At 40.4% G+C, this 11322-nt stretch carries 13 protein-coding genes and 1 pseudogene; 1 reads left to right on the top strand and 13 read right to left on the bottom strand.

Annotation, left to right across the window (positions count from 1 at the left end; translation table 11 throughout):
• The 7 genes and pseudogenes from FZ945_RS06325 to FZ945_RS06300 all read right to left on the bottom strand — a co-directional run.
• Positions 1-1367, bottom strand: a 1367-nt coding sequence (locus tag FZ945_RS06325; protein WP_148803335.1) for a HAMP domain-containing protein, incomplete at its 3' end; no start/stop codon positions are given.
• 123 nt (positions 1368-1490) lie between these two features.
• Entirely contained in the window at positions 1491-2333 is an 843-nt protein-coding gene (locus tag FZ945_RS06320; protein WP_148803333.1) for a pyridoxamine kinase, read from the bottom strand.
• A 3-nt stretch (positions 2334-2336) separates the two neighbouring features.
• Positions 2337-3251: a radical SAM protein gene (locus FZ945_RS06315; RefSeq protein ID WP_148803331.1), complete on the bottom strand. Its 915-nt coding sequence runs from the start codon at positions 3249-3251 to the stop codon at positions 2337-2339.
• On the bottom strand, positions 3241-4263 hold the full coding sequence (hemE, locus tag FZ945_RS06310) for a uroporphyrinogen decarboxylase (protein WP_148803329.1): 1023 nt from the start codon (positions 4261-4263) through the stop codon (positions 3241-3243). The genes FZ945_RS06315 and hemE overlap by 11 nt, the downstream gene beginning before the upstream one ends.
• 92 nt (positions 4264-4355) lie before the next feature.
• On the bottom strand, positions 4356-4862 hold the full coding sequence (locus FZ945_RS06305; protein ID WP_148803327.1) for a YqhA family protein: 507 nt from the start codon (positions 4860-4862) through the stop codon (positions 4356-4358).
• Positions 4863-4954: 92 nt separating this feature from the next.
• A pseudogene (locus tag FZ945_RS10245) lies at positions 4955-5035 on the bottom strand (hypothetical protein); the annotation flags it as partial.
• A 198-nt stretch (positions 5036-5233) separates the two neighbouring features.
• The gene (locus FZ945_RS06300; RefSeq protein ID WP_021084389.1) at positions 5234-6163 is read right to left on the bottom strand and encodes a ribose-phosphate pyrophosphokinase; all 930 of its coding nucleotides are present in this window, start codon (positions 6161-6163) and stop codon (positions 5234-5236) included.
• 173 nt (positions 6164-6336) lie between these two features.
• On the opposite strand from FZ945_RS06300, the gene FZ945_RS06295 reads away from it, so the two are divergent.
• On the top strand, positions 6337-6699 hold the full coding sequence (locus FZ945_RS06295) for a DUF488 domain-containing protein (RefSeq protein WP_009294214.1): 363 nt from the start codon (positions 6337-6339) through the stop codon (positions 6697-6699).
• Here the strand turns inward: FZ945_RS06295 and mnmA are convergent.
• The 6 genes from mnmA to FZ945_RS06265 are packed head-to-tail and all read right to left on the bottom strand — an operon-like array spanning position 6686 to position 11312.
• Complete coding sequence (gene mnmA / locus FZ945_RS06290; RefSeq protein WP_262367172.1) at positions 6686-7738, bottom strand: tRNA 2-thiouridine(34) synthase MnmA; 1053 nt, start codon at positions 7736-7738, stop codon at positions 6686-6688. The genes FZ945_RS06295 and mnmA overlap by 14 nt on opposite strands.
• A 16-nt stretch (positions 7739-7754) precedes the next feature.
• Positions 7755-8345, bottom strand: a complete 591-nt coding sequence (locus FZ945_RS06285) for an LOG family protein (protein ID WP_087583760.1) — start codon at positions 8343-8345, stop codon at positions 7755-7757.
• A complete protein-coding gene (fliY, locus tag FZ945_RS06280) occupies positions 8345-9199 on the bottom strand; it encodes a flagellar motor switch protein FliY (protein ID WP_103566319.1) in 855 nt (284 codons plus the stop codon). The genes FZ945_RS06285 and fliY overlap by 1 nt, the downstream gene beginning before the upstream one ends.
• Positions 9189-10292: a flagellar motor switch protein FliM gene (gene fliM, locus FZ945_RS06275; protein WP_148803323.1), complete on the bottom strand. Its 1104-nt coding sequence runs from the start codon at positions 10290-10292 to the stop codon at positions 9189-9191. The genes fliY and fliM overlap by 11 nt, the downstream gene beginning before the upstream one ends.
• Positions 10292-10996, bottom strand: coding sequence for an RNA polymerase sigma factor FliA (locus FZ945_RS06270; RefSeq protein ID WP_004317527.1), 705 nt, complete (start codon positions 10994-10996; stop codon positions 10292-10294). The genes fliM and FZ945_RS06270 overlap by 1 nt, the downstream gene beginning before the upstream one ends.
• A complete protein-coding gene (locus FZ945_RS06265; RefSeq protein ID WP_012140116.1) occupies positions 10968-11312 on the bottom strand; it encodes a hypothetical protein in 345 nt (114 codons plus the stop codon). The genes FZ945_RS06270 and FZ945_RS06265 overlap by 29 nt, the downstream gene beginning before the upstream one ends.
• Positions 11313-11322: the final 10 nt, after the last annotated feature.

Raw genomic sequence — 11322 nt, 5'->3', positions numbered from 1 at the left:
ATCTCAATGCCTAGTGAGTTTATACCACTTGCTATCTTACCATCATCATCAAGTCTTTTTGTAAAGTCTTGGTTTTTATAAGTGTTTAGTAGATCAAGTACATCTTTACCATTACTTGAGATTGCATTTTTAAGAGCAAGCTGCAAATCTTTAAATGTGCTTTTTAGTTGATTTAGAGCTGGGTTATTAGTATCAGCTTCTAGGCTTGCTTCATAGTTGCCATCTTTTATCTCATTTACAAAGGTGTTGGCTTTTTGGATGAAGATACTTTGATCTTTCATACCATCTTCAATGGCCTTTGTGTTTTTGTTTATTAGCTCTGCCATTTGACCAAATTCATCTTTAGATGTTATCTCTATAGGCTGGGCTTTATTTGTCTTATGATTTAGTAGATCAAAGAAGGATAGTAGGCCTGTTTTTAGTTTGAGGATGATTTTTAGGAGGTAAGACGATAGGTAAAGTGAAACTATCACAGAGATGATGATCGCTGCTAAGATAACGCCGATAGCTGAGTAAAATAGCGTATGCAAATCTTTTAAAAGCACATCCTCGTCCATCTCGCCAAAGAGGTACCAATCAAGGCTTGGGATATATTTTGAGCCAATTATCAAATTTCTCGTGCCATCAAAGTGACGGATAACGCCGCCATTTTTATTCATCAAGACATCAAATTTCTCTTTGCCAAGGACATCTTTTACATTTACTTTGCCGACCCTGTCGCTCTTTTCTATCTTTACGATACCGCTTGAATCAACCATTAAGAATTTACTGCCCTCGCCCATGGTTTTTGAGGTGACTAAATTTACGATGTCATCAAGGTTCATGCCTATCGCGCTGACGCCATAAAATTTGCCGTCTTTTTCAACCTTGCTATTTACATAAAGCGTTAGCGAGCCAGTAGCTTCTGAGACTTGGATGTTTAGAGAATTTACCTCTTTGCCATTTTTAACGTCAAAGTACCAGCTATCGCGTGGATTATCCTTGCTAAGCTGCTTTAAAATTTTGTCGTTTGTGTAGTAGTTTAGAGTTTTATCAGAGACAAACATCGCCGTTGAGAGGTTAAACGCCTTCATAAGGTCGGTGTTGTAGTTAAAAAGCGTTGCTAATCCATCTTTTGACTCGCCTTCGTCGATCCATTTTAGAAGATAGTCGTTTTTAGTCATCTGATAAGAGGTGTTGATGACCTTATCTATAGCGTAGCCGATCTCACCTGCAACGTTAGAGACAGCTAGTGGTAGCTCATCTTTCACAACTTTTTCTGTATATAGGTTGCGAGCTATGTTGTAACTAATGAGGCTAACGCCGATTAGTAGCAGCACGATCACAGCTGTCAAAATAACAGAAATTTTAATCCTTAAAGACTTCATAAATCACTCCTTGATCAATATTTGCATAATTATTCAACTTTTTATATAAAAGTAAAATTAATTTAAATAAATATGAAATTTTGTTTTAACTATGTCACTTTGTGGGGTCATAATGACACAAATTTAAATCACTCCCTGCCATAAAGTGCTAAAATTTCTAAGCAATTTTTCAAACTGCACACCATAGCTTGTGCGATTACTATCTTTTAGCGTGATCTTGATGCTCTCAAGCACAAAATTTGCTGCCTTTTTGATAGCATTTTGCATGCTTTCTCCATTTATGAGCGAGCCAAAAAGCACTGAAGCGAAGATATCTCCGGTGCCACTTGCGTGAAAGGGCAAATACTCGTGAAAATACTCCACTTTTTCTTTCGACTTTGTGTCATATGCTATAATGCCGCACTCGTTTTGCCTATACCTAATGCCCTTTAAAACGATCTTTTGCGCGCCAAAACTAGCCAAGCCCTCAAGCAGCTCCAAAATGTAATCCTCGCCGTATCCCTCGCTTAAAAATGACTTTCCACACATAAAACTTGCCTCAGTTATGTTTGGCGTGATGACGTGTGCCTTTGTGCAAAGCTCTCTCATCTTTGCGACAAATTTCTCATCAAAGCCGTGATAGAGCTTGCCATTATCGCCCATGCAAGGATCCACAAGCCTTAGCAAAGAGCCACTATCAAACTCAGCAAAGACCTTCCCTATAAGCTCAAGCTGCCTAAAACTACCTAAAAATCCAGTGTAAATTCCATCAAAGCTGATGCCCTCTTTGTGCCAAACCTGCGTTATAGCGTCAAATTCATCAGTTAGATCACGAAAAGTGAAATTTTCAAAGCCAGTGTGTGTTGAGAGCAGTGCCGTTGGCAAGATGCAAGCCTCGATGCCTTGGGCGCTGATTATGGGAAGTGCGACTGTGAGCGAGCATTTGCCCACGCACGAGATGTCTTGTATAGTTAAAATTCGTTTCATCTATCATCTCAATTTATAAAATTTAACGCCAGCAACGTCAGTTTGATAAACCGCACCATCTTGCAAAAGGCTGTTTAAAATTTGCTTTGAGTGCTCTGAGAAATTTTCTTCTACATTTGCCGTAGTTTGCGGACGGCGCTCTAGCATGGCTAAAATTTCACTCTTGCTAAATTCATACTTTTGCTCTATCTTGTGAGCCCTAGCTATGGTGACTGGCACGCCATTTATCTTGCTTGCTAGCTCTTCAAGCCTACTAGCATCAACGCCTTTTACGTTGTAAGCTGGCGGACGATCTATCGTGCCCACATCCACTCGGTGCGGAGCTATCTCATTTATAGCCTCATTAAGCGCTATAAATTCCTCTTCTTTGTCGTTAAATCCAGCCACGACCAAAATTTCAAGCACAAGCTCGCCCTTAAATTCCTTGCGAAATTTAGCCATTGCCTTTACAAGCTCGCCAACTTCTATGCCACTTTTGTTGCGGTCTATCTTTTTAAATGTGCTTTGCACGGCGCTATCAAGGCTAAATTTCACTATATCAAGCCCTTGCAAGGCTTCACAAATTTTTTGATCCCTCACACCTGAGCCATTGCTTAGGATAAGAGTTTTTGCCCTGCCCTTTATCTCATTTACTTTTACTATCAGCTCTTTTAAGTGCGGATAAAGAGTTGGTTCGCCATTTGCTGTAAGTGTGATGACATCGATATTTTGATGAACTTTTAATGCTTCTTTTAAAGCGCTTATGATCTCATTAACGCTTGGTGGATTTTCTATCTCTTCAACTGGCTTTGCGCCCTTTAGCTCACAATAAACACAGTCAAAATTGCATGATTTTTGCTTTGGGCTTAGATCGATGCCAAGGCTCATGCCAAAACGGCGCGAATTTATCGGCCCAAAGACGATAGTGCTATCTTGCACTTTTTCTTTGAACCTCTTTTATGAAATATTTTGCGTTTTCAACTGGCACATCTGGCAAGATCCCGTGACCAAGGTTGAAAATATGCGGTGCGTCTTTCATCGTGCTTAAAATTTTATCCACGCCCTCATCGATCGCCTTTTTGCTATATAGCCTTGTTGGCTCCATATTGCCCTGAAGGACGTATCTTGGGCTAAGTTTTTCTTTTGCTAGCTCGATCGGCGTGCTCCAATCAACGCCAAAAACGTCAAATTTACCTGAAATTTTATCTAAATAGCCGCTTATACCTTTTGGGAAAACTATGACTGGGATCTCTGGAAATTCAGCCTTTACGCTATCAACTATCTTATTTATATAGCTAAATCCAAACTCAAAATATGCCTGCTCTTCAAGCGCAGCCGCCCAGCTATCAAAAATTTGCACGGCATTTACGCCAGCTTTTATCTGCTCTTTAACATAAAGAATGAGCGCTTGCGTCACTTTTTCTAAAATTTGATGCAAAAATTCTGGATTTTCATAGAGCATCTTTTTGCAGACCGCATAGTTTTTGCTGCCGCCACCCTCTATCATATATGTAGCTATCGTCCAAGGTGCTCCGCAAAAACCAATGAGCGCCTTATCTTTGGCTAAATTTTCTCTTGTAAGTTTGATCGTGTCATAGACGTATGCTAAGCTTTTAACCGATCTTTCGATGCTAAGTGCATCAAGTGCGGTCTCATCACGCAAAGGCTTTGTAAAAACTGGTCCCTCGCCCTTTTCAAAGCGCAGATCCATACCCATTTCAAGAGGTACGACAAGGATATCGCTAAATAAAATCGCCGCATCAACACCAAGAATTTCAACTGGCTGAAGCGTGACCTCGCTAGCCTTTTTATAGTCTTTGCAAAGTGATAAAAAGTCCCCAGCTTTAGCTCTTACAGCCATATATTCTGGTAGATATCTGCCAGCTTGGCGCATCATCCAAACAGGCGTGTATGGCGTAGGTTTTTTAAGGCAAGTGTCTATGAAAATCATCAAATTTCCTTTAAATTTTTAAATGGATATTATCCAAAAATAGCTAAAGAAAAGATGTAGGAGAAATTTTAAGCGTAAGAACGCTTAAAATTTTAGTGTTCGCCCTTGTGAAGGAAGTAAAGTCCAAGGCAAAGTGCTAGGATAGAAGCCGCAAGGTAGGCCATCTCAAGCGGAGTTGTGAAATTTGCATGAAGCACTCTTTGGAAGAAATTTACGATGAGGACCATGACGATCACTTTGCCAAGCTTGTCTTTTAGCTCATCAAGCGAATGCACTTCAAGCACCTTACTCTGCTTTGACTGCTTTAGCTGTGTGATCTCTGAGATGAAAAGCTCGTAAATTCCGAAGCTAAATATATAAAGAACAAGCGCCATCAAGTATAGATCGATCGCTCCAACTATCTCGCCAACGACCTCTGGGTGGAAATTTTCAACGTGAAAATCTGCAACAAAGAAATATTTATAAACCTCTAAAAGCACCTTGCCAACATCATAACTTGCGATGATAAAAAGCACGATCGCACCTAAAAGTCCAAAGACTACCGGAAAAAGCGTGAAACTGTTGCTTGCAAGCAAAATTCTCTCAAATATTTTACGCAATAAAAACCCTTTTTATGAAATTTAAAAAGGGGGTATTTTATAGTTTTTTCCTTAAATTTTAGGTGCAAGATCGCAATTAATTTTAATGCAAACTACTCCTGCATCGCGATCCATTTTTGTGCGATCCTAACGGCATTTGTCGCAGCTCCCACACGGATCTGATCGGCACTGCACCTTTTGATTATGGCTTAAATTTTAGTGACTAGCGTGTAGAAATTTTCATTGTAGTTTGTATTTATTTGGCTTCATAGTTAGGCTCGTCGCAAGCAGATATTTCAGTCTTTTGGGCTGTAAATTTAACCCAAAAGATAAACATCAATTAGTCAAAACGAATAAATTTAGCAGGCTAACGCTTTAGCCTGCAATGATTACTAAAATAAGCTATTTACGCTTTCGTTGTGATAAACGCGGCGTATCACTTCGCCAAATAGTGAAGCTGTGCTTAGCACTTTTATACAAGGGAGTTCTTCTTTTAACGGGATCGTGTCAGTCACCACTAGCTCGTCTAAAAAGCCAAGTTTTAGCCTATCATAAGCTGGTCCGCTAAGCACTGGATGCGTGCAAAACGCCATTACACTAGTTGCTCCGCGCTCTTTAAAAATTTCAGCTGCTTTTACGATGGTGCCAGCAGTGTCGATCATATCATCGACCAAGATCACGTCTTTGCCCTTTACGTCGCCGATCACGTTCATCACTTCGCTCTCGTTTGCTTTCTCGCGGCGTTTATCAACAATGACCATATCTAGCAAATTTAGATTTTTCGCCAAAGCTCTAGCACGAGCTACGCCGCCTACATCTGGGCTTGCAACGACTGGATTTGGTAAATTTTTAGCTTTTACGTAGTCGTTAAAGACAATGCTACCATAAAGGTTATCTACTGGGATGTCAAAAAATCCTTGAATTTGCCCTGCGTGAAGGTCCATAGTAACGACTCTGTCGATGCCTGCTGTTTGCATCATGTTTGCCACTAGTTTTGCAGTGATAGGCACTCTAGGAGCCGCTTTTCTATCTTGTCTAGCGTAGCCAAAATACGGCACGATTGCTGTTATAGAGCTTGCGCTACTGCGTTTTAAGGCGTCAGTTAAGATAAGAAGCTCCATTAAATTTATATTTGCTGGGGCACATGTTGGCTGGATGACAAAAACATCTTTCCCACGCACGCTTTCGCCGATCTGCACGCTGATCTCACCATCGCTAAATCTTTTTATGCTAGCTTCACTGAGTGGAAGCGACAAATATTGCGAAATTTTCTTCGAAAGCTCGATGTTTGCGGTGCCTGAGAAAATTTTATAGCCTCTCATAATAGTAACCTTTTTTAGTGATTTTTATGTTGGGATTTTATCAAAATGAGCTTTAAATTTAAATTTATTTACCAACTATTTTTAGTCAAATTTTCTACTCCAAAAGCTAAAATTTACACCAAATTTTTAAACCATTTTACATTTGTAAATTTATGAGGACTAAGATAACAAACATGTTTAAGATATGTAGAATTTACGACTTTATTAAAAGCGATGACGAGAGTTTTAAAGGTGTCTTTATCGATAGACTTTATCCTAGAGGCGTGAAAAAAGAGATATTTTCTAGCTTCATCTGGCTAAAATCAGTCACTCCGTCAAACGAGCTAAGGTCATGGTTTCATGAAGATAAAGAGGCTAGGTTTGATGAGTTTTGCAAAAGATTTAGGCAAGAGCTAAATGGCAAAGAGGAGCAAGAGGGACTAAAAGAGCTTAAAAAGCTAGAAAAAGAGTATAAAAACGTGGCGCTTCTAACCGCTGTCAAAGAGCCAGAATTTAGCCACGTTAAGGTGATAAAAGAGGCGCTTAGTTCTTTATAAAACCGCTTGCGATGACGCGATCACCCTCATACATCACGCAAAGCTGACCTTGCGCTACGCCAAGTGCGTTTTGATTTAGCGTTAGCTTTGCGGTTTTGTTAGCTTTATCAACCTCAACAAAAGCCTCAAGTTTAGGGCTTCTATATCTTATTTTCGTTTCGCACTCAAATTTATCTTCATCTATAAATAAATTTACATTTTCAAGCTCGACCACCTTTTGAGCAAGGTCGTCCTTTGTGCCGACAACGATCTCGTTTTTTTCGGCATTTATCTTGATGACAAAGTGTGGCTCATGAGCGCCAAAAATCTCAAAACCACGACGTTTGCCGATAGTGTAGTGCATGTAGCCTTGGTGGCGGCCGATGATATTGCCGTCTTTATCAACTACATTGCCTGGTAAATTTGTGTTGTAGTGCTTGTTTAAAACCTCGATGTAGGTATTTTCCACAAAGCAAATTTCACTACTTTCTGCCTGCGTAGCGAACTCTTCAAGCACTTTTACGCCTCTTGCTAGCTCTTTTATGTCTTTTTTAAATTTATCTCCAAGTGGGAAAATGACATCTTTTAGCACCTCTTTTGGCACCTGAGCTAAAAAGTAGCTTTGATCCTTGCTGGGGTCTTTTGCGCAAGTTATAAAGCCATCAACCACCTGCACGTAATGCCCAGTAGCAAGCTTCTCGCAGCCATTTGCCTTTGCAAAGTCAAGTAGCGCACCAAGCTTTATAAATTTATTACACAAGGCGCAAGGATTGGGCGTTTTGCCCTCTTTATAGAGCCTGACAAATGGATCATAGACATATTCGTTAAATTTATCCTGCAGGTCAAGGATATGCACCTTGATGCCAAGATATTCGCCCACTTTTTTGACTTTTCTGATGTTTTCTTCGTGATATCCTGGCTTTTGATGAAGCATCATGTAGCAGCCTTGCACCTCATGTCCAGCCTCTTGCAGAAATTTAGCCGTCATCGTGCTATCTACGCCGCCGCTCATTGCAACCATTATTTTCATATTTTTACCTTTTTTAAATTTAAAGGCGATATTTTATATCTTATTTTTAAATAGCCAAAATTTCACTTACGATAAGCTCTATATCATCGGTGATTTTATATAAATTTAAATCTTCTTCGTTTATCGTTTTTTGAGGGATCAGCGTCTTTCGTATAAACTCATCAAGCCCTTGCCAAAACTCGCATCCATAAAGAAAAATTTTCACTTTTTTGCTGCCAACGTGAGCTAGGACTAAAATTTCAAATAGCTCATCAAGCGTGCCAAATCCACCAGGAAAGACGACAAATGCGATAGAGCTATCAGTTAGGGCAAATTTTCTTGGACTTAAATTTGAAAAGAGATATTTTGCGGTGACGTATGGATTTGTTTGTTGTTCAAACGGCAGCCTCACGTTTAGCGCGACACTAGGGGACTTTGCGCTATCAAACGCACCCTTGTTTGCCGCCCTCATTATGCCATCTCCGCCACCAGTTAAGATGGCAAAACCTAGCTCATTTAGCTTATAAGCTAGCTCGTATGCTTTTTTGCAGTAGAAATTTTCTTCATCAAATCTAGCCGAGCCAAAGAAGGTTACATTTTTGTTTTTATACTTTAAAACGCTTGGAAATTTTAAGAGATCATTTACTAATTCATTCATTATTTTAACTGCTGAAGCCTCTCGCGTTTTGAGCCTATCTGTGTGATCTGGATGCCGAAGTTTCCGTCTATTATGACCACTTCGCCAAGGGCTATCACCTTATCTCCTATCAAAATTTCAAGCGGATCGTTTGCTAGCTGATTTAGCTCGATGACTGAGCCTATATCCATAGTGAGCACATCTTTTAAGAGCATCCTTTTTGAGCCGATACGAACGCGCATTGGCAACCTTACGTCCATGATAAGGCCGATGTTTCTCATCTCTTCTGCGCTAAATTCGCCCTTTAGTGCATGAGGAGCAGCTTGAGCCTTTGCGCCATCTGCTGGCTCGCTTTTGGCAGGCTCAAAAAATCTCATAAGCGTGTGATCGCAGACAAAAGCCACGTGCTCATTTAGATCCTCGATCTTTATGTTAAACAAAAAAAGCTTTTCAAAAACGCTAAAATCAAGCGATGAGTTTTCATCTAAGAAATTTACATTTATCACCTCAAAGCTGATCTTTGGCATGCCCTTTTGCGCTCCAAGAGAGGTGCTAAAGGCGCTAAAGAGGTTTGAAAATATCTCTTTAGCAGCATCAAGCTCGTCGCTACCGAGGTTTTCATTACGTGAAATTTCCTCCTCGCCCATCATCCACTCGCTAACCGCACTTATAAGCACCGGCGTGCAGGCGATCTCTGCTTTTGCATTGATGTCACCACTTAATGTCACACTAGCCATGACAACTGGCGGTTTTATCCCGTTTTGCGCAGGCGCGTCAAATTCATTTCTCTCGCCGATCTCTGGCGCTCTGCCCGTCAGCCCTTCGATGGTCGCTTTTAGTTCATTTGAAAAGATGTTAAAAAATTCATTCGTCATTATCTTCGCTCTCTTCTTCGTTGTTGTGTTCGTTGGCCTCGTCGTATGCCATTAGTTTTGCTTTTCGCTCTTCTTCGTATTTTTCTAGGATGTGTTTGATCTCGTCTTTATCAGAGCGGATTAGCTGCTCGATCTTGATAGACTTTCTAAATCTATGAAGCCCAACTTCAGCTAAAAATACCTCTTTTTTATCGATGCAAACGATCGCCTTATCATCAGCGCTTCTATCAAGCCTTAAGATATCGCCCTCTTTTAAATTTAAAAACTCATTTACGCTAACGATTGATTTGCCAAGGATCGCCTCATAAAGCACCTCGGCACGGCCTATTAGCGTTTTTAGCTCTTTGTTTCTACTCTTTTTAGCGCTCGTTTCACCAAGCATGATGTCTCTGTTTGCAAGGCGCGATAGGATCGGCTCTAGGTAGATGACTGGATAGCATAAATTTATCATACCGCTTGAGCCACCAACGATGATCTCCATAACGACCATGATGACGATCTCGTTTTGAGATACGATCTGCACGACATTTGGACTGCTCTCTTTGGCCTCGACGTTTGGATACATATCAGTTATCATCGACCAGCTCTCTTTTAGACGCTGCATGATCATCCTAAGCACCGCATCGAGTAAATTTACCTCGATGTCAGTTAGCTCTCTGTTTGCCTCAAAATTTTCGCCAGTTCCGCCAAGCAAGCGGTCTATCATAGGAAATGCAATGCTTGGGTTTATCTCTAAAATGCAGTTTCCATCAAGTGGCTTTATCGAAAAGACGTTAAAGCTAGTTGGACTTGGCAAACTCATCAAAAACTCGCCATATGTCATCTGATCGACGCTGTGAAGCCTAAGCTCGACGATACTTCTCATGACACTTGAAATTTGACTAGCTAGGTTTCTAGCAAGCTTGTCGTGGATGCCTTTTATCGCACGAAGCTGCTCTTTACTGACGCGGTTTGGGCGCTTGAAGTCATAGATAATGATCTGCTTTTGCTCGCCTTGCGGGCTCTCTTCTATCTCGATATTGCTCGTATCGCCGTCTTCATCGACGACTTCAAGTAGCGCATCTATCTCTTCTTGACTTAAAATATCAGCCATTAAACCCCCAAGCTGCGTCTGATACGATCAAGCAAACGTTTATGAATTTGTGAAATTCTACTCTCGCTGATGTTCATTATCTCGCTGATCTCTTTTAAATTTAGCTCTTCGTAGTAGTAAAGCTGAACTATCATCTGATCACGCTCATCAAAGTCTTTTAGCGCACTTTCGATCTTTAAGATAAGATCCTCTTTTTCTACGCTTTTTTCAACATCGCTTTGACCGATTAGCTCCATTTGCTCGTCTATTGGCAAAATGGTAATGATACCACTAACACCCCTTGCTTCTCTTATCTTTTCGATATCTTCATTTAGCTTTTCAGCCAGATACTCGTCGCTTGGCTCTTCTTCGTGTGTGTTAAAGTAGTTATCTATCTCAGTATTTATGCTCTTTACTAGCTTTCTGTCGCTTCTACTAACAACATCAAGCGCCCTTAGGTAATCAAGCATCGAGCCATAAATTCTCTTTTTGCCATATCCCCAGAATGAGTCGTTTTGCTCTTTGTCATACTTCCTGCTAAGCTTTATCATCTCCTCAACGCCAACGCTTATAAGATCATTTACGTCGATACTTGAAGGCAAGCGCTCCTTTAGTCTAAACGCCATTGCACGCAGAGCTGGCATGTATTTTAAGACAATCTCGTCTTGCTCTTTTTTAATGGTGCTTTTATAAGCGTTAAGCTGCTTTTGCTTTAGTTCGTACATTTTGCTTACCAGAGTCTAAATTTTCGGTGGTTACTTTTAGCATGATATTTTCCATCCGTTTTTCCCTAACGTTTAGCTCAGAGATGAGATAGTCTGCGATCTCCTCATGTCTTTGCTTGTCAAAAAATTTCTTCAAAGTCCTTTTTACATCGACATAGTTCATTATCACGATGTGAATTATAAGGTAAAAAAATAAAGTAATAACTAGCGTATAAACGAGCATTTCGATAGGCTCGCTCACCTTTAGCAAGGTAAAAACTATGCCTATGAAAAATCCACAAACCGTAAAAAATGCTATAAAATTTTCTGCACGCAAAGCTCAATCT

Source organism: Campylobacter concisus (assembly GCF_902460535.1).
Taxonomy (GTDB): Bacteria; Campylobacterota; Campylobacteria; order Campylobacterales; family Campylobacteraceae; genus Campylobacter_A; species Campylobacter_A concisus_AS.
Note: the sequence above shows the minus strand (reverse complement) of the source record. Positions and strands in the feature narration are given on the sequence as shown.